This is a genomic window from Myxococcus hansupus (genome assembly GCF_000280925.3).
GTDB lineage: Bacteria > Myxococcota > Myxococcia > Myxococcales > Myxococcaceae > Myxococcus > Myxococcus hansupus.
On record NZ_CP012109.1, the window covers coordinates 1,197,931 to 1,215,754 of the forward strand.

At 69.1% G+C, this 17,824-nt stretch carries 15 protein-coding genes; 2 read left to right on the forward strand and 13 right to left on the reverse strand.

The features are described 5' to 3' along the window. Positions 1-23: 23 nt before the first annotated feature. From A176_RS05030 to A176_RS05045, 4 genes are all read right to left on the reverse strand, one after another. On the reverse strand, positions 24-1,592 hold the full coding sequence (locus A176_RS05030; RefSeq protein WP_002638802.1) for a beta-ketoacyl synthase N-terminal-like domain-containing protein: 1,569 nt from the start codon (positions 1,590-1,592) through the stop codon (positions 24-26). Positions 1,593-1,612: 20 nt separating this feature from the next. Further along, positions 1,613-3,046, reverse strand: a complete 1,434-nt coding sequence (locus tag A176_RS05035; protein ID WP_002638803.1) for a DUF6250 domain-containing protein — start codon at positions 3,044-3,046, stop codon at positions 1,613-1,615. Between the two features lie 79 nt (positions 3,047-3,125). Continuing rightward, positions 3,126-3,830: a hypothetical protein gene (locus A176_RS05040; protein WP_002638804.1), complete on the reverse strand. Its 705-nt coding sequence runs from the start codon at positions 3,828-3,830 to the stop codon at positions 3,126-3,128. 32 nt (positions 3,831-3,862) lie between these two features. Further along, positions 3,863-4,126, reverse strand: coding sequence for a hypothetical protein (locus A176_RS05045; protein ID WP_002638805.1), 264 nt, complete (start codon positions 4,124-4,126; stop codon positions 3,863-3,865). Positions 4,127-4,183: 57 nt separating this feature from the next. Here A176_RS05045 and A176_RS05050 point away from each other — a divergent pair, with 57 nt between their 5' ends. Together A176_RS05050 and A176_RS05055 are read left to right on the forward strand one after the other, a co-directional pair. Then, a complete protein-coding gene (locus tag A176_RS05050; protein ID WP_002638806.1) occupies positions 4,184-4,942 on the forward strand; it encodes a DUF4159 domain-containing protein in 759 nt (252 codons plus the stop codon). 27 nt (positions 4,943-4,969) lie between these two features. Then, positions 4,970-7,249, forward strand: coding sequence for a glutamine amidotransferase (locus A176_RS05055; RefSeq protein ID WP_002638807.1), 2,280 nt, complete (start codon positions 4,970-4,972; stop codon positions 7,247-7,249). Between the two features lie 61 nt (positions 7,250-7,310). On the opposite strand, the gene A176_RS05060 is transcribed toward A176_RS05055, so the two are convergent. From A176_RS05060 to A176_RS05100, 9 genes are all read right to left on the reverse strand, one after another. Further along, positions 7,311-7,868 (reverse strand): superoxide dismutase family protein, encoded by a 558-nt coding sequence (locus A176_RS05060; protein ID WP_002638808.1) that lies wholly within the window; start codon positions 7,866-7,868, stop codon positions 7,311-7,313. Between the two features lie 114 nt (positions 7,869-7,982). Further along, entirely contained in the window at positions 7,983-9,551 is a 1,569-nt protein-coding gene (locus tag A176_RS05065) for an HsdM family class I SAM-dependent methyltransferase (RefSeq protein ID WP_002638809.1), read from the reverse strand. Between the two features lie 421 nt (positions 9,552-9,972). Continuing rightward, the gene (locus tag A176_RS05070) at positions 9,973-10,686 is read right to left on the reverse strand and encodes an MBL fold metallo-hydrolase (RefSeq protein WP_002638811.1); all 714 of its coding nucleotides are present in this window, start codon (positions 10,684-10,686) and stop codon (positions 9,973-9,975) included. A gap of 169 nt (positions 10,687-10,855) precedes the next feature. Then, complete coding sequence (locus A176_RS05075; protein ID WP_044889646.1) at positions 10,856-11,683, reverse strand: ion transporter; 828 nt, start codon at positions 11,681-11,683, stop codon at positions 10,856-10,858. Positions 11,684-11,731: 48 nt separating this feature from the next. Continuing rightward, positions 11,732-13,369, reverse strand: a complete 1,638-nt coding sequence (locus tag A176_RS05080) for a sodium:solute symporter family transporter (RefSeq protein ID WP_002638813.1) — start codon at positions 13,367-13,369, stop codon at positions 11,732-11,734. Positions 13,370-13,376: 7 nt separating this feature from the next. Beyond that, entirely contained in the window at positions 13,377-13,661 is a 285-nt protein-coding gene (locus A176_RS05085; RefSeq protein ID WP_002638814.1) for a DUF485 domain-containing protein, read from the reverse strand. 16 nt (positions 13,662-13,677) lie between these two features. Then, positions 13,678-15,642 (reverse strand): acetate--CoA ligase, encoded by a 1,965-nt coding sequence (gene acs, locus A176_RS05090; protein ID WP_002638815.1) that lies wholly within the window; start codon positions 15,640-15,642, stop codon positions 13,678-13,680. A gap of 27 nt (positions 15,643-15,669) precedes the next feature. After that, the gene (locus A176_RS05095; protein ID WP_226994204.1) at positions 15,670-16,776 is read right to left on the reverse strand and encodes a hypothetical protein; all 1,107 of its coding nucleotides are present in this window, start codon (positions 16,774-16,776) and stop codon (positions 15,670-15,672) included. A 153-nt stretch (positions 16,777-16,929) separates the two neighbouring features. Further along, positions 16,930-17,757, reverse strand: a complete 828-nt coding sequence (locus A176_RS05100) for a hypothetical protein (RefSeq protein ID WP_044889644.1) — start codon at positions 17,755-17,757, stop codon at positions 16,930-16,932. Positions 17,758-17,824 lie beyond the last annotated feature (67 nt).

Consider the following 17,824-nt stretch of genomic DNA (forward strand, 5'->3'; position numbering starts at 1 on the left):
CCGTGCCTCGCGGCGCCCCGCCCCTACTTCGAATAGGGGCGGGAGATGACGCAGGCGTTGATGCCGCCCACGCCCATGGACAGCTTGCCCGCGCAGCCCGCGGGCGTGGCCACGGCCTCGTCGAAGACGAAGCGGCCGTGGACGCGGGAAATCTGCTTGTTGAGCTCCGCTTCCTTCAGCGGCGTGGGGAACACCTCGCCCTTGCCGTAGCCCAGGTACTGGGCCGTCAGCTCCCAGCCGCCGCCCGCGGACATGCCGTGGCCGAAGGTGCCCTTGCGCGCGGTAATCAGCACCTGCTCGGGCAGCACGTCGCGCAGGTTCTGGACCTCCAGGAAGTCACCCGGCGTGGCGGTGGCGTGCAAGTCCCAGCTTCCAATGTCCTCGGGGGCGCAGCCGGACGCGGCCAGCGCCTCACGGATGGCCAGCGTGGGGCCTTCCTTGGACGGGGTGATGATGTGGTCGGCGTCCGCGGTGACGCCCACCGCGATGGGCTCCATGCCCAGCGGCTGGAAGCCCTTGGCCGTGAAGTGCTCCAAGTCCCCCAACACCCACACCACCGAGCCGCCCGCGATGTGCGTGCCGCGCAGCGCGGTGAGGGGCTTGGAGACGGCGGCGTCCGCGGAGATGACGCGGGCGTTGTAGAAGCCGCCCACCGTGAGGGGCATGGGCGGCGGGTCCGTCATGCCCATGACCACGGCCTTGGCCTGGCCCAGTTGAATGGCGTTGATGGCCAGCCGCAGGCCGTAGCCAAAGGACGAGCACGCGGCCACCGGCGCGAACGTCATACCGGTGATGCGCCCCATCATCGAAATCTGCGAGGCGGGCGTGTTGTGGATGTTCCACAGCACGTTGGAGGACACGGCGTTCCACGGCGGCTCCGGCGCCATCCACTTCTTCTGGAGCTTGCCGTTGCGCGTGCGCTTCTCCTTGATGACGGCCAGCTTGGCGGACTCCACGTCGCCGTCGTCCGGCACGCCAATGGCCTCGATTTCGCGCAGCTCCTCCAGGTACTCGCGCAGCTCCGGCGAGCGGCCCGCCCAGAAGTGCCACCACGCGTCCTCGGCCTCGTCGCGGGTGAGCTCGTCCACGGTGGACGGCTCCGGCGGCAGCCCGGGGAGCGGCGCCTGATTCTCGCGCCAAGCGCGCAGTGCCGAGTTGCGCTCGGGCGCGGACCAGAAGCGGTCCCACCGGCGCTGGGCGCGGTACAGGTCCAGGGAGATGGAGCGGATGGTGGGCAAATCGCCCAGGCCCGTGCCCACGTAGACGTGCGCGCGGGGCCCCAGCGCCTGAAGCTCCTGCTCCAGGCCCGGGTTCTGCGCGAGCGACTGGATGAAGGCGCCAATGGCGAACTGCGTCGGCTGGCCCATCTTCCGCTCGAGCTGCGAGAAGCGGCTGCCCGGGAAGCGCGCATCAATCCAGGGCTTGTAGTCCGCCAGGTCGAACTCCGGCATGCCGACAAGGAAGTTGTCGGGGCCGAACCCGTTGAAGGGCGACAGCCAGCTTTCGGCGGACGACAGGTTGCGCTCGAACGCCTCGATGTTCCTGGACCGGGGGGCGACGACGCCCCAGCCGAAGATGCCTACTCTGCGCACGGTGTGACTTTCCTTCGCCGCTAGGGGGCGAGCGGCACGATCTTCAAGTTGTCGAAGTGAACCCGGTTCTTCCAGCCGGAGAAGCCGAAGTACTGGTTGCGCGGCCCCTCCAGCGGGACGGGGTCCTTGAGCGTGAGGTAGGGCTGTCCGTCCAGCTCCCACGCGATGGTGCCGCCGTTGCGGGTGATTTTGATGTGGTGGCGCTTGCCGGCCACCACCGCGGCGCCGTCGCGCACCGCCCGGTCATTCGTGTGTTCGTTCTGCCGGGCGATGGCGGACTGGGTGTTGCGCCAGCCACCGAAGATGATGACGTAGCCGGTGGCGGTGTACTGGAGCCGCAGGTCGCCCGCGTAGAACGAGCGCCCGTCACCCCACACCTCCACCTTGATGTCGCCCTCCGGGTTGTCCGTCCAGGCGTCGAACTCAATGACGGCGTGGGTGGGGATGGGCTGCTTCAGCCACACCGGCCGGTTGTGCATCAGCTCCACCACCAGCGCGCCGTCCACCAGCTTCGTCGCGGACGGGTTGGTGACGTTCCACGCGTCGCCCAGCGTGTCGCGGTTGAAGTCGTCCTCGAAGGGGCCCGGCGGCGGGGTGGGCGCGCGCGCGGCGGGCGTGAAGGGCAGCCGGTCCGGCGCGTCCACGCGCAGGTTGTCGAAGAAGATTTGCGACTCGAAGCCGGACAGGCCCAGCCGGTCCTGACCGGGGCCCTTGAGCGGGTACGGGTCGTCCAGCTCCAGCAGCAGCTCGCCGTCCACGAACCAGCGCAGCAGCGTGCCCCGGCGCTCCACGCGCCAGTGGTACGTGCGGCCCGCCTGCACCTGCTGGCCCCGCGCCTCCACGCGCACCTTCGTGTCCTTCTTGAAGAGGCCGCTGGCCTTCAGGTCCAGGTCGTCCACGCCGGAGCGCGCGGCCCGGCGCTTGAGCACGTCCAGGGACTGCGCGTTCATGTCCCGGCGGGCAATGACGGACGTGGAGTTGTTCCACCCGCCCTGCACCAGGATGTAGCCGGAGGACGGGTCCACGCCGTTGCCGAAGAGCTCCAGCCGGATGTCCCCGGCGGGCAGCTCGGAGCGCACGTCGAACTCCACCGCGACGTCATCCGGCAGCGGCGCCTGGAGCCACAGCGGGTTGTTCTTCACGCCGGGGGACAGCAGCTCGCCCTGCGTGACGCGCCAGTAGCCGCCGGTGGAGAAGAAGTCGCGCTGCACCACGCCCGGGTCCGAGAAGTCCTGGGTGTAGGGCATCTTCGCCGTCACGTCCGCCTGGCCCCGCACCAGGGCGTAGTGGATGAGCGGGAACTGGACGACGAGGATGAGGCCGACGAGCACGGCCCACCCCTTGCGCGTCAGCCCGTTCGGCTTCACCCACCCGGTGCTCGCGGGCGGCTCCTGCCGGGGAGCGGGCTCCGTGGGGGACTGGTCCTGCTTCTCCTTGCGCCTGGCCTGACCCATCAATCCTTCCGGGGGGAAAGGCGGCGGAATCTACGCGCCGGACCCGTGGAGGTAAAGCACGGGCGCAGGGGAGCGGGGGTTACTTGACCCCCCACCGTTTTTCGAGCGCATGTTGCTCCGCCTGCCGCTGTTTGAGCTGGGCTTTCTCGAACCGCAGCTTGTCCGCCTCCTCCGGAGAGGGCCGGACGGCGAGCTGATACACGGCGCCCGCGATGGCGAAGAGGCCCGCGGCGATGATGACGCCCCAGGGCTTGCTGGCCACCGCCTGGACGACGCCGTCCACCTGGTGCAGCGCGGAGAGCGCGCCGATGACGAACAGCCAGGCGCCCACCGCGGAGGCCACCACCGCGGCCACCGGCCGCTGCAGCAGCGCGCCCACCAGCCCGCCAATGATGAAGCCCGGCGCGAAGCCCAGGAGGAAGTCCTGCTGCCCGGCAATCTGCCCGGCCAGCAGGCCCAGGGGCACGCCCACGCCCAGGAAGGTGATGGCCGTGGGGAGCAGGAAGCCCAGCGCCATCAGCACGGCGGCGACGATGGTGGCCATCCGGGCCACGTCCGGCAGGCCCAGCTTGGTGACGATGATGGGCGTCCACAGCAGGCCGAGCACCGCGCCAATGGGGCCCGCCAGCACGCGGAACATCTTGCCGCCGCCGGCCACGAGCAACGTCACGCCCACGACACAGCACACGACGCCGGCCCACATGGGCAGCAGCCGATAGATGGCCACCCAGCCGGAAGGGTTGAACGTCTGGTACGCCCCGAGGGCCTGGATGAGGCCTTCCATGGCTGATTCTCCTTGATGCGGTCCGCCGCAGCTTACGCGTATCGGACGATTGCGAGTACGAGCAGGAGCACGAAGACGGTGGCGCCGAGCAGCGCGAAGCCATACAGGGCGCGCGGGGTGGCGGTTCGACGGAGCAGTTCCTCGGCCTCGGCGCGGTCCTCCGGGGTGGGGGTGCCCGCGAGGATGCGCTCGGCGTCACGCCGCGCTCCGCTCACGTCCCCCGCGTCCCGGCGGGCCCAGGCGCCCTGGACCTCCGCCGACCCCGGCGCCGGGGGCGTCTGTCCGCCTTTCGCCATGATGCGGCTCTATACCGGGGAATGCGCATACCCGTCGACGGTATATAGATACGCCCTATGTCCGCGCGGCGTCTGACCCGTCGAAATCTCCTGCTCGGCACCGCCGCGCTCGCCCCGTTGCTGGCAGGGCGGGCGCACGCCTTCGGTGAGAAGAACCGTTTCATCCCCGCCGTGGCCCGGCACAAGGGCCGCTGGGACACGCGGCTGTCCGGTCTGCGCCGCATCGCCTGGGAGCTGCAGCGCCGCACCTCCGTGGAGGTGGTGCCGGACGCGCGCCCCTTCGCGCTCAGCTCGCCGGACCTCTTCGAGTACCCCTTCCTCTACTTCGGCGGCGAGGGCGAGTTCCCCCCGCTGGAGGAGGCGGAGGTGGCCAACCTGCGGCGCTATTTGACGTACGGCGGCTTCATGCTGGCGGACGCCAACGACGCCAGCGACGGGGCCGGCTTCGACGCGTCCTTCCGCCGGGAGATGGCGCGGGTGCTGCCGCAGAGTCCGCTGGCGGAGGTGCCCGCCAAGCACGTGGTGTTCAAGTCCTTCTTCCTGCTGGACGCGGCGCCCGGGCGGCTGCTCAACAAGCCCCAGTTGATGGGGTGCAACCTGGGCAAGCGCGCCGCGGTGCTGTACTCGCAGAACGACCTGGCCGGGGCGTGGAGCCGCAACGAGTCAGGCGACTACGAGTTCGATGTCTCACCGGGGGGCGAGCCCCAGCGGGAGCTGGCGGTGCGCCTGGGCGTCAACGTCTGCATGTATGCCCTCTGCCTGGATTACAAGGACGACGCCGTCCACCTGCCGCTCATCCTCAACAAGCGGCGCTGAAGCACCGGCCCCACGCCGAAAGCCTGGATGAATTCCCCCACGTTCAACGCCTGGAAGCTCGTCACCCTCTCGCCATTGCCACTGTGGGCGCTGGTTCTGCTCGCCCTGGGCCTGGTGCTGGGGGTGGCGCTGGCCGCCTGGGGCGTGCGCCGCGAGCCCTCGCGCGGGCGCCGTGTCCTCCTCTGGGCCCTGCGGGCCGGGGCGGGCGTGGCCGCGCTCTTCTTCCTGCTGGAGCCCGGCATCCGTCACCTGCAGGTGGCGCGGATGAAGAACCGCGTGGCGGTGCTGGTGGACCGCTCCGCCTCCATGAGCTTCCCCGCCGAGGTGGGCGGGCGCTCGCGCTCCGAGGAGGTCGCGGCCTTCCTGGAGCGCGCCTCGCCGCGACTGGCGGAGCTGCAGGACCGCTTCACGGTGGAGGTGTACGGCTTCGACCCGGAGCTGGCGCCCGCGACGGCGGACTCGCTGAAGACGCCTGCGCGCGCGGGCACCACGGACCTGCTCTCCGCGGTGCGCTCGGCCGCGGGCGCGGGCCAGGGCTCGCGCAAGCTGTCCGGCGTGCTGCTGTTCAGCGATGGCGCGGACAACACGGAGCTGAAGGCCGGCGTGGTGGGCCGGGCGCGCGCGGCGCTGGCGGACCTCAACGTCCCCGTCTCCACCTTCACCGTGGGGCAGGAGACGCTGAAGGACGTCGCGGTGGAGGGGCTGAAGGTGGATGACTTCGCCTTCGTCCGCAACTCGCTCACCGTGGAGGTGGAGATTCACGGCCGCGGCTTCGCGGGGCAGGACATCCCGGTGGTGCTGAGCCAGGAGGGCAAGACGGTCGCCAGCAAGGTGGTGCGGATGGCGTCCGCGGACGACGTCAAGCCCGTGTCCTTCACCTTCACGCCGGACCAGACGGGGCGCTTCGTCTACACGGTGACGGTGCCCACCTTCCCGGGCGAGGCGGTGGCGGACAACAACACCCGCTCCTTCACGCTCAAGGTGATTCGGGACCGCGTGCGGGTGCTGCTGGTGGTGGGCCGGCCCTCGTGGGACGAGCGCTACCTGCGCGGCCTGCTGCGCCAGGACGCCAACGTGGACCTGGTGTCCTTCTACATCCTGCGCACGCACGCGGATGACCCGGGCGTGGTGAACGAGCAGCGCGAGCTGTCCCTCATCCCGTTCCCCATGGACGAGATTTTCGACACGAAGCTGGACACCTTCGACGTCGTCATCTTCCAGAACTTTGGCCACGCGGACCCGCAGCTCTCCATCGCCGAGTACGAGCGCAACCTGGAGCGCTACATCCACAATGGCGGCGCCTTCGTGATGATTGGCGGGGACAGCGTGCTCGGTGAAGGCCGCGCCACCATGCCCACGCTGATGGACGCGCTGCCCGTGGCCGCCGCGGGCCCGGCCAACCTGGACGCCTTCAAGGCGCGGCTCACCCCCGAGGGCCTGCGTCACCCGGTGACGGGCATCGGCATGGGCGCCGCCAGCACGGAGGCCGCGTGGGCGGAGCTGCCGGCCATCCCCGGCGCCAACCTGACGCAGGCGCGCCCGGGCGCCACGGTGCTGCTGGACCATCCGCACCTGACGTCCGGTGGGAAGAACGCGCCGCTGGTGGCGGTGTGGGACTACGGCCGGGGCCGCTCGCTGGTGATGGCCACGGACGCGTCCTGGTACTGGGCCTTCGCGGCGCACAAGGACGGCTCGCCCAGCCGCGCGTATGACCGCTTCTGGGGCAATGCGCTGCGGTGGCTGGTGAGGGACCCGGACCTGACGACGCTGAAGGTGACGGCGGACCCGCCGTCCGTGGAGCCGGGCCGGCCCGTGGGCGTCGTCGTCCAGGCGCGGATGGCGGACTACCAGCCCGCGCAGGACGCGCAGGTGCGCGTGGAGCTGTTCTCCGTCGCCACGCAGCGGCCGGTGGCGGTGCAGACGGGCACCACCGGGACGGACGGCGTGGTGCGGTTGGAGTTCGAACCCCCCGAGCCGGGGCCGTACAAGCTGCTGGCCACCGCGAAGAAGGGTGAGACGGAGCTGGGCAAGGGCGAGGACGCGGTGGCCGTGCGCGCCGTGGGGCCGGAGCTGTCGGACGCCTCGGTGCGCTCGGAGCTGATGGCGCAAATCGCGAAGGTGACGGGCGGCAAGTCGTACACACTGCCGCAGGACGGCCTGCCGGATGTGCCGCTGTTGGACCCGCCGGTGGTGGAGGTGGGGCGCGCCAAGGACCAGCCGCTGTGGGACCGCTGGTACTACCTGGTGGCGCTCATCGCGCTGCTGGGCGCGGAGTGGTTCGCGCGGCGGCGCTTCGGTTACGTGTGAGTCACGGCGCCTCTCCGGATGACCGGGAGAGGCGCGTGGGTTTCAGCGGCGTGCCGAGCGACTACGACTTCTCCACCACGCCGCAGGCGATGCGGCCACCGGCGTCGCCGGTCGGGTCGGTGTGGTAGTCGTCCTCCTTGGCGTGGATGACCACCGCGGAGCCGTCCTTGTCGAACATGGACTTCACGGTGAGGCCGTTCTGGGAGAACGTGTCGAACTGCACCTTGCCGTCCTGGCCCACGTAGAGGTTGGGCAGGTCGCCGTGGTGCTTGCCCTTGGGCGCCAGCAGGCCGTGGGCCTTCTTCGTCGGGTTGAAGTGACCGCCGGCCGTGGTGAAGGCGGGCGCCTCGCACTTGCCCACCTCGTGCACGTGGAAGGCATGCTCGCCCGGAGGCAGGTTGCTCAGCGTGCCCTTGATGAGCACGCCGTGCTTGGTCTGCTCGAAGGTGATTTCGCCCACGTCCTTGCCCTGGGAGTCCTTCACCAGTGCCTTTGCCGTCTGACCCTTGGGCGGCGTCTTCTTCTCCGCCGGCGGAGGGGTGGCGGCCGCGCCTTCCTGGGCGACGGCGGGCACGGCGGCGGTCAGCGCGACGGCGGTGAGCAGGGCTCGAATCTTCATGAGTGTGTCTTCCTCCTGAGTAGGACGCTACGGAGCGAAGGTGGACACTAGCGGTTGCTCGTGCCCGCCGCTGCGGAAAGCAAGCGGGCATCCGAGCCAACTGCCTTGCAGTCTTCACTCGTCCGCGAGGGGCACGGGCACCACGCGGGAAGCGCCGAACGCGGGCGCCCAGACACCCTGGACCTCGGGGCTGTTGAGGAAGCGCACCAGGGCTCGGAAGGCGGGCAGGGGACCTCCCAGGCTTTCAGCCCAGGCGAGTCCCCGGGGCGAGAGATTGGGCACCAGCGGGCCCAACTCGTCCAGTGACTTCACGGAGCGGGTGAGGCCCAGGCCCTCGTCACGCAGACGCTGCGGGACGTAGAGCGGGGCGAAGCGCGCGTGGCGGTGGTCGTGGACGCAGCCCTCGTCTTCCAACAGCGCGGCGGACAAGGGGAGCTCGCGCACGTTGAAGAGCAGCTTCACCGCGCCCAGGTGCGGGTCGTAGGCACCGCGCAGCCGGTGGTCTCCACGCGGGACGAGCCTGCGGTCCAGGTAGCAGTACGCACGGGCCTCCGGGGGCACGGCGCCGCGGTGTCTCGCGCCGCCGTAGCGGTAGAAGGGCCGCACGTTCTTCGGGTCGACCTCCCATGGCGGCCCGGCCTTCAGGGCGCGCAGCTTGGGCATCAGGGCGTCGGGGAGATTGTGCGTCTTGGCGAACTCGGTGAGGGCTTCCTCGGACGTGGCCGCGAAGTCCTTCACGCGGGTGAGCAGCCGCTCCGGGTCCGCGTCCACGAGCAGCTCGTCGAAGCGCGTCTTCACGCCGGGCAGGCTCACCGGGACGAGGCGCGTCAGCGGTTCGCCGCTCTGCCTCCAGCGCGCATCCAGGGCGGAGGCCTCGGGGGCGGTGGGGGCGAGCCGCCACTCGGGGGCCTCGGGGACGAAGAACTGTCCGTTGCCGCGCCGCTCGAAGCGCGGCGGCGTGTGGGGACCCGGCAGCGAGCTCCACACGGTGATGCAGGTTCGCACCTGCGTGCCCGCGAAGGCGCCGGGGCCCAGGTCCACGACCTCGCGCAGGGACAGCGTCTCCAGCAGGGATTGCCGGAGCGGCGCGTACATGAACGCGTCGAGGAAGCTCGCGGGGGTGATGAACGCGAGCGCGCCTGGACGCGTGGCCAGCCGGTGCGCGGCGACGAGGAGGAAGAAGGCGAAGTCGTCGCGGAGGCTGGTGCCGGGCATCAACGCCAGCGGGAGCAGGGCGCGCAGCCGGGCGTAGGTGGCCGGGTCCTTCAACACGGACGAGGTGCCGTTGTAGGGCGGGTTGCCGACCCACAGCTCCTTGTGGTCCGGCGGCGTGGTGGCGAGGAGCGGCTCCAGGCCATCGCGGAGTGCGTCTCCCGCGTGCACCTTGGCCTCGGGAACGCGGGCCTGGCACAAGCGGGAGACCTCGGGGTCCAGCTCCAAACCGCAGAGCCGGACGCCGGGCCGGAGTCGCGCGGCGGCGGTGAGGAATGCCCCCGCGCCACACGACGGGTCCACGACCGTGAGCGGCCCTTCTCCCACGTGCTGGAGTGCGAGGGCGAGTGTGCGTTCCGCCAATGGTGCCGGCGTGAAGAACGCACCCACTGCCTTGCGATCCAGGCTGGGGAACTGAAGGACGAGCTTCTCCTCATCCACTTCCAGCGGCCTATGCGCAGTGCGAGGCATGGACCCGCATCCTACCCAGGGTGGTGCGGAGTGAACGTCCTGGGCCCGCATTCAGGCTCGATGTTTCGACGAGTTGTGTGCTTGGCATCAACAGACCTGCCCTGCGGTCGCAGATGCGGGGCCGTGCGGCGTGACGTTCGGGCTGCGCGCGCCGTGTTGCTACAGGTTGGCTCAGGAACGCCACCTGTTGGAAGGGGATTCCCGAAGTTCTGACAGCGCCTCATTCCCAACCGCGCTCTTCGATGACAGATGGCTGCTTGTCCTTGGCGCCTGGGCGAGGGGCGGTGACAGGCTTCGCCCCGAGCTGTTCGGAAATGTCGGGGGTTTTGAGCGCCAAAACCCCCGACATTTCCGAACAGGTAGCCACGAGGATGGGCTCGGGGGCCTCTGGCACCGGGGTGGTCTCCGGCCCTCGTCGAGTTCAGTGCGTGAGGCTTTCATGAGCGCCGTCCGGCCTCACGAGGCCACAGGCGCGGTTGGCGGGAACGGCGACGTCGATGAGTTTGGGTTTGGGCAATCCCAGGCTGTTCATGAGCTGGATGAAGCCTTCCCTGCTCCGGCCCGCGACGCGTGGATTGTGCCGCTTCTCCTCGCCGATGGTCGTCACCGTCATGCCCTTGTAGTCATGCGCGGGGTACACGAGGGTTTCGTCCGGCAGGGAGAACAGCACCCGGGTGATGGAGTCGTACAGGGTGCCGGCATTGCCATTCTGGAAGTCTGTTCTGCCATTGCCCCGGATGAGCAGGGCATCCCCGGTGAAGACGCGGTCTCCCAGCAGGTAGCTCACGCTGTCATCGGTGTGTCCTGGCGTCCCCAGCACCTGGAAGTTGAAGGCCCCCACCCGCAGCGTGTCGCCGTGCTGGACATGGAGGTCGGCGCAGGGAGCCCCGGCCGCGCCGCCGACCACCTTGGCGCCCGTGCGAGCCCGAAGCAGCCCGGACGCGGTGACGTGGTCCGCGTGGACGTGTGTGTCGAGCACATGCGTGAGGGACAGCCCCAGCTCCCGCAGCAGCGAGAGGTCCCGTTCAACCTTCTCCGCGACAGGGTCAATCAGGAGCGCCATTCCCTGCTCCTCATCTCCAATCAGATAGGTGTACGTCGACGACGTCGTATCGAAGAGCTGGCGGAAGAGCATGGTGACCTCCAGGGCGTCATGGCCAAGGGCGCGACCCTGGAAGATGGACCCTTCCAGAGGGAACGACCGGCCAGGGCCGCTGGGTCCAGCTCCCCTCCGCCAGGGATGCGTCAGGCCGCCTTTCTGGTGCGCGGCCAAACGAGCATGGTCCTCTTGGCGAGACGCGCGCCTACAACACCTGCCCGCAGTGCTTGCAGAAGTGCGCATCCAAATCGTGTCCCTGTTGCCCACAGGCGGGGCACGCCCGGTTGTCCACGGCATGCCGCGTGGCGGCGGCCAGCTCCACGGAGACGATGCCCGTGGGCACCGCGATGATGCCGTAGCCCATCACCATCAGGATGGATGCGATGAACTGCCCCGGCACCGTCTTGGGCGTGATGTCGCCAAAGCCCACCGTCGTCACCGTGACGATGGCCCAGTACATGGCGCGCGGGATGCTGTCGAAGCCGTTCTCCCGTCCCTCCACCACGTACATCAGCGTGCCCATGATGACGACGATGGTGAGCACGGTGCCCAGGAAGACGGTGATTTTCGGCCGGCTGGCGCGCAGGGCGGTGAGCAGCACCTCTGCCTGCCCCAGCAGGTGCGTCAGCTTGAGCACGCGGAAGACGCGCAGCAGCCGCAGCACCCGAATCACCAGGAGCGAGTGCGCCCCGGGAATCAGCACGCTCAGGAAGGTGGGCAAGAGCGCCAGCAGGTCCACCAGCCCGAAGAAGCTCCGCGCGTAGCGCAGGGGCCGGCTGACGGAGAAGAGGCGGAGCAGGTACTCCAGGGTGAACAGCCCGGTGAAGAACCACTCGACGTTCCGCAGGAAGTCGCCGTGGCTCTCTCGCACCGAGGCGACGCTCTCCAGCATCACCGCGATGATGCTGAAGAGGATGGCCCACAGCAGGCCAATGTCGAACGCCTTGCCCGCCGGCGTATCCGACTCGAAGATGATTTCGTGCAACCGACCGCGGAGGCCCTCGGTGGGGCCCTGCTCTGAGGCGCTAGACACGGGTCCAGTGTAGGCGACCCGTGTCCCTTGGGAACGAAACGCCTTCCGTCAGGCCTTCGCCTCGCTGCCGGTGGCGGCGGGGTGGGGCAGGCCGGAGCCCGGCGTCGAGGCCACCGGCGCCGCCGCGGGGGCCGGCTTGGGGGCACCCACGTGCATCCGGTGCTTCACCTCGGCGAAGCGGGCGGCGGACTCGTGCTCGGGGAAGAGCAGCGACACCACCGCGCCCACGATGAAGGCCAGGGGAATGGTGATGACGCCCGGGTTGCGCAGCGGGAACAGCGCTTCCGGGTTGCCCAGCAAGTCCACCTGCACCGTGGGCGACAGGAAGATGAAGAGCACCGAGCTGAACGCGCCCGTCAGCATGCTGGCCACCGCGCCATAGGTGGTGAACTTCTTCCAGGCCATGGACAGGAGCAGCGCCGGGAAGTTGGCGCTCGCCGCGATGGCGAAGGCCAGCCCCACCATGAAGGCCACGTTCTGCCCCTTGAAGGCCACGCCCAGGATGATGGCGAGCACGCCCAGGAAGAGGCTGGCGAGCCGGGCCACCTTGAGCTGCTCCGCCTCCGGCGCCTGTCCCTTGCGCACCACGCTGGACCACAAGTCATGGGACAGCGCCGCCGCGCCGGACAGCGTCAGGCCGGCCACCACCGCCAGAATCGTGGCGAAGGCCACGGCGGAGATGAAGCCCAGGAAGCCCGTGCCGCCCACGACTTCGGCCAGCATGGGCGCCGCCATGTTGCCGCCCTTGTCCACGCCGGTAATCGCCTGGCGGCCCACCAGCACGGACGCGCCGAAGCCCAGGATGAACGTCACCAGGTAGAAGTAGCCGATGAGCCCCGTGGCGTAGAACACGCTGCTGCGCGCCGCCTTCGCGTCCGGCACCGTGTAGAAGCGCATCAGGATGTGGGGCAGGCCCGCGGTGCCGAACATCAGCGCCACGCCCAGGGAGATGGCCTCCAGCGGGTTGTTCACCAGCTTGCCGGGCGCGAGCACCTCCGCGCCGTACTGGGTGGCGGCCTCGTTGAAGAGCCGCAGCGGGCTGAAGCCGAACTTGGCCAGCACCATGCCCGCCAGGCCCGTGGCGCCCGCCAGCAGCAACACCGCCTTGACGATTTGCACCCACGTGGTGGCGATCATCCCGCCGAAGAGCACGTAGAGAATCATCACCGCGCCCACGATGATGACGGCCGTCTCGTAGGACAGGCCGAACAGCAGGTGGATGAGGTTGCCTGCGCCCACCATCTGGGCAATCAGATAGAAGCTGACCACCGTGAGCGTGCCCACCGCCGCGGACAGACGCACCGGCGTCTGCTTGAGCCGGTAGGCCACCACGTCCGCGAAGGTGTACTTGCCCAGGTTGCGCAGGGGCTCGGCGATGAGGAAGGTCACCACCGGCCAGCCCACCAGCCAGCCCACGGAGTAGATGAGCCCGTCGAAGCCGGAGGTGGCCACCAGGCCGGCGATGCCCAGGAAGCTGGCGGCGCTCATGTAGTCGCCCGCGAGCGCGAAGCCGTTCTGCGCCGCGCTCACGCCGCCGCCCGCGGCGAAGAACTCCGAGGTCGTCTTCGTCTTGCGCGCCGCCCAGTACGTAATCGCCAGGGTGATGCCAACGAAGATGAGGAAGAAGAGGATGGCCGTCGCGTTGGGCTGTCCGAGCTGCGTCGTCGTCGTTTCTGCCGGGTTCATGCCTGCCTCACTTCCCACCGCGGAGTTGGTGCAGGGCGCGGTCGTACTTGCCGTTCGCCCACAGCATGTAGATGCCCGTCAGCGCCCAGGCCGTGACGATGACCAGCGCGCCCAGCAGGATGCCAACGGACAGGCCCGGGGTGATTTGCTGCCCCATGAGCGGCTTGTTGAAGGCCACCAGGAGGATGAAGCCCAGGTAGGCCACCAGCGTCGACACCGTGAGCACGCCGGCCACGCGCCAGCGCGCCGCCGCGAGTGCTTCCAGCGCTTCCTCGTTTGGATTCGTGGACATGTGGAATCTCCTCCGTTCAGCGCTTCGCCTGTGAGGGGGTGGCCTTCGCGAGCAGCTCGTCGAGCACCGACGGGTCCGCCAGGGTGGAGGCGTCACCCAGGTTCTCCACCTCGCCCGAGGCAATCTTGCGGAGCATGCGGCGCAGAATCTTCCCGGAGCGCGTCTTCGGCAGGCCGTTGACCAGCACCACCCGGTCCGGCGTGGCGATGGGGCCAATGACATGCCGGACCTGCTCCTTGAGCGCGCCCACCATCTGCTCGGAGCCGGACTCCTGCCAGTCCGGCTTCACCGTGACGAACGCGCACACGCCCGTGCCCTTGAGGTCGTGCGGGAAGCCCACCACGGCGGCCTCGGCGACGGCCTCGTGGGCGACGAGCGCGCTCTCCACCTCGGCGGTGCCCAGGCGGTGGCCGGAGACGTTGAGCACGTCATCCACGCGGCCGGTAATCCAGTAGTACCCATCCTCGTCGCGGCGGCAGCCGTCGCCGGTGAAGTAGAGGTTGGGGAAGCGCGCGTAGTACGTCTCCTTGAAGCGCTGGTGGTGGCCGTACAGCGTGCGGGCCTGGCCGGGCCACGAGCGCGCCATGCACAGGTTGCCGCTGACGCCGTTGCCTTCGATGATGCGGCCCTCGTCGTCCACCAGCACCGGCTCCACGCCGAAGAAGGGCAGGGTGGCCGAGCCCGGCTTGGACGGCGTGGCACCCGGCAGCGGCGCAATCAGGATGCCGCCCGTCTCCGTCTGCCACCAGGTGTCCACCACCGGGCAGCGGCCCTCGCCGACGACGTCGTGGTACCAGCGCCAGACCTCCGGGTTGATGGGCTCGCCCACGCTGCCCAGCAGGCGCAGCGACTGGCGCGAGGACTTCTTCACCCACGCGTCGCCCTCCTTGATGAGCGAGCGCAGCGCGGTGGGCGCCGTGTAGAGGATGCTGGCCTTGAGGTCATCCACCACGCGCCAGAGCCGGCTCGCGTCCGGGTAGGTGGGCGTGGACTCGAACATCACCGTGGTGGTGCCGTTCATCAGCGGCCCGTAGAGGATGTAGCTGTGGCCGGTGACCCAGCCCAGGTCCGCCGCGCAGAAGTAGACGTCGTCCGGCTGGATGTCGAAGACGTAGCGGAACGTGGTGGCCGCATACACGAGATAGCCGCCCGTGGTGTGCAGCACGCCCTTGGGCTTCCCGGTGGAGCCGGACGTGTAGAGGATGAAGAGCGGGTCCTCCGAATCCATCCATTCCGCCGGACAGACGCCGCGGTGCTTGGACATCTCCGCGTCCAGCCAGTAGTCGCGGCCATCGAGCATGGGAACTTCCTTGCCCGTGCGGCGCACGACGAGGATGGACTGCACCAGGGACAGACCCTCCACGGCCTCGTCGGCGATGGCCTTGGTGGCCACGAACTTGGGGCCGCGCGGGCCTTCATTGGCGGTGACCAGCACCTTGGCGCCCGAGTCCAGGATGCGCTCGCGCAGGGCCTCCGAGGAGAAGCCGGCGAACACCACCGAGTGCACCGCGCCGAGGCGGGCGCACGCGAGCATGGTGTAGGCCAGCTCCGGCACCATGGGCAGGTAGATGCAGACGCGGTCGCCCTTGCGCACGCCGTGGGCCTTGAGGACGTTGGCCACGCGGCCCACGTGGTGCTGGAGGTCGCGGTAGGTGATGGATTCGTATTCGCCCGGCTCGTTCTTCGCCCAGACGATGGCGACCTTGCCGGGGCGCGTCCTGGCGTGCCGGTCGACACAGTTGTAGGCCGCGTTGATCTTGCCGCCGCCGAACCAGGAGAAGTCCACCTGCTCGGCGTCCACGTCCATGATGGAGTCGGGCTTGTGGAACCAGGTGAGCTGCTCGGCCATCTCGCCCCAGAAGGACTCGGGCTGCTCGAGGCTGCGCCGGTAGAGGCGCTGGTAGTCCTCCAGGCTCTTCACGTGGGCGTTGCGGCTGAAGGCGTCCTTCGTGGGAATGAGCGCGTCGTGCGTTGGGGCCATCGTCGTCATCCTGGGAATGGAGGAGGGTTAGTAGAAGAGCTGCAGTTGGCTGGTGCCCGTCACGGCGGCCGGGGCCTGGGCGAGGTCACCCGTCCATGTGACGGCGACCTCGGTGCGGAGGTTGAGCGTGTGCTTCTGGAACCAGATGTTGAAGCCGGGCTTGATGGCGACCTGGTCCACGCCGGACACGCGCGCCTTGAAGTACTCGCCGGAGATGAGCGGCTGGAGCTTGCCGAAGCGCCAGCCCGTCTCCGCGTAGAAGCCCGTGCCGCTCTGCGGGTTGTCCAGGCCCTGGCGGTAGTGGAAGAGCGTGGCGTTGAAGACGAACTCCTGGTCGTTCGGCAGGGGCACGTCGAGGAACACGTCCGCGGCCAGGCCCAGCGAGTCATGGAGCCCGGACACCGTGGACACCGCCTTGGGCTGGTAGTCGGCGCCAATGCCCACCGACAGGCGCGGCTCGGAGGAGAAGTAGATGCCCTGGAAGAAGAGGTCCTCCTCCCGCGTGAAGAAGTTCCAGCGCGCCATCGCGGTGACGCGAGGCAGGTCGTCCGGGTTGAGGACCGTGCCATCCGGGGCCGTCTGGCCGTTGACGCCGTTGAAGACGGCGGCACGGAAGCCCACGGGGCCCGCGAAGCCGCGGACCTGCACGCCGATGTCCCGCCACACCTTGCCCACGCCCGGCGTCCAGCGGACCAGATTGGAGTGGTAGTCCACCGCCTGCAACGCGATGGCGCCCTGGAGCACGTGGCGCGTCAGCGGCGGCAGCAGCATGCCGACGTCAATCCAGATTTTCTCCGCGACCTCGTACGAGATGAACGCGTCCTGGATGAAGAACTCGACGTCCCAGTTGCCATTCTTTCCGAAGTTCGGCTGGTCCGTCTCCGCGAAGAACGACAGCTTCTTGGTGATGTTCCCGAAGACGAGCAGGCGCGTGCGCCGCAGGAACATGTCGCTGCCGGGGCCTCCGGACGGCGCGCCCCCGTCGACAATCTGGAGCTGCGGCTGAAGGAGGATGGCGACGTTGAGATAGGACTCCTCGCTGATGGGAATCTTGAATGCGCTCGAAGGCGTGGCTGACAGACAGACCGCGAGCGCGGCCATGAGCGACAGCATGCGTGCGGGGGCAGTGCGCATGCCCCGCACCAGAGCAACGCATCTGCCAACGCGTTGCGCTCGGCAATTCAAGACCTTACAGGTTGGCTCGGCGCGTCAGGTGTTACCGAAGGTGACGTGCGCGTTACCGCCGTAACGCTTTATGCACCGCGCCGTAACGATTCACGCACGGCGTCACGCGGGCTTCGAGTTCGAGTGGTCACCTGTCTTGCCGAGCAGGTATCCACCATGGCTGATGGCCAGCAGGGCGAGCATCCCTTGTGACAGCTCGGGCAGCGCATCATGGGATTTGCGCATCACCGCCATGGCCACGTCCATGAAGTAGCCCGTCGCGGCGATGAGCGTGAAATAGAACATCTGCACCTTGGCCAGGTCGATGTGCGCGGTGTTGCCCACCTCGTCTCCCTGGAACATGTCCGCCATGCGCGCGTCCGTCAGGTGGGGGTTGGCGTAGAGCACGCCCTGGCGGTGCGCATCGATGTCCGTGGTCGGCTCGGCGAGCTGCTCGGAGGTGTTCTGCACCAGCTTCTCATCCGGGCTGCGCGCGCGCTTGGCCCCCAGCACCAGCGGTGTGCCCAGCAGCGACGTGGTGGCGATGCCCATGGCAATCCAGAGCTCCTGGGGGATGGCGACGCCCACGGCGCTCTGTCCGCCCGCCTTCACGCGGGCGAGCGTCATCGTCAGGTAGCCCCCCATCACCACCACCGTCCAGACCAACGCCTGGAAGCGCGAGAGGCTCATCAGGTTGCGCTCGCTGATGAGCAACGCGAGGGGCACGCCCGAGATGGCCTTGCCCAGCACCAGCAGGCCCGCGGTGAGCATGGCGGTCGTTCCCACCAGGTTCCAACCGGGAGGCAGGTACCAGTTGGTGGCCAGCACGGCGATGGGCATGGCCGTGGTGAGGACCGCCAGTCGTCCATACTCCGCGCGAGGAATGGCCTCGACGACGCCCCCCGCGTGATTGCCAGCGCTGCTGCTCGTCACAGGCACGCTCTCTGCCATGTCGCCCCCCTGAGGTGTGTTGCGGGGATGCTAGCGATGGGCGGTGGCGGGCGGTCCGCCGTGCCGG

Coding starts and splice junctions, on each gene's coding strand:
- A176_RS05035 (WP_002638803.1), bottom strand. CDS start 3,046: ATGGGTCAGGCCAGGCGCAAGGAGAAGCAGGACCAGTCCCCCACGGAG.
- A176_RS05040 (WP_002638804.1), bottom strand. CDS start 3,830: ATGGAAGGCCTCATCCAGGCCCTCGGGGCGTACCAGACGTTCAACCCT.
- A176_RS05045 (WP_002638805.1), bottom strand. CDS start 4,126: ATGGCGAAAGGCGGACAGACGCCCCCGGCGCCGGGGTCGGCGGAGGTC.
- A176_RS05050 (WP_002638806.1), top strand. CDS start 4,184: ATGTCCGCGCGGCGTCTGACCCGTCGAAATCTCCTGCTCGGCACCGCC.
- A176_RS05055 (WP_002638807.1), top strand. CDS start 4,970: ATGAATTCCCCCACGTTCAACGCCTGGAAGCTCGTCACCCTCTCGCCA.
- A176_RS05060 (WP_002638808.1), bottom strand. CDS start 7,868: ATGAAGATTCGAGCCCTGCTCACCGCCGTCGCGCTGACCGCCGCCGTG.
- A176_RS05065 (WP_002638809.1), bottom strand. CDS start 9,551: ATGCCTCGCACTGCGCATAGGCCGCTGGAAGTGGATGAGGAGAAGCTC.
- A176_RS05070 (WP_002638811.1), bottom strand. CDS start 10,686: ATGCTCTTCCGCCAGCTCTTCGATACGACGTCGTCGACGTACACCTAT.
- A176_RS05080 (WP_002638813.1), bottom strand. CDS start 13,369: ATGAACCCGGCAGAAACGACGACGACGCAGCTCGGACAGCCCAACGCG.
- A176_RS05085 (WP_002638814.1), bottom strand. CDS start 13,661: ATGTCCACGAATCCAAACGAGGAAGCGCTGGAAGCACTCGCGGCGGCG.
- acs (WP_002638815.1), bottom strand. CDS start 15,642: ATGGCCCCAACGCACGACGCGCTCATTCCCACGAAGGACGCCTTCAGC.
- A176_RS05095 (WP_226994204.1), bottom strand. CDS start 16,776: ATGCGCACTGCCCCCGCACGCATGCTGTCGCTCATGGCCGCGCTCGCG.
- A176_RS05100 (WP_044889644.1), bottom strand. CDS start 17,757: ATGGCAGAGAGCGTGCCTGTGACGAGCAGCAGCGCTGGCAATCACGCG.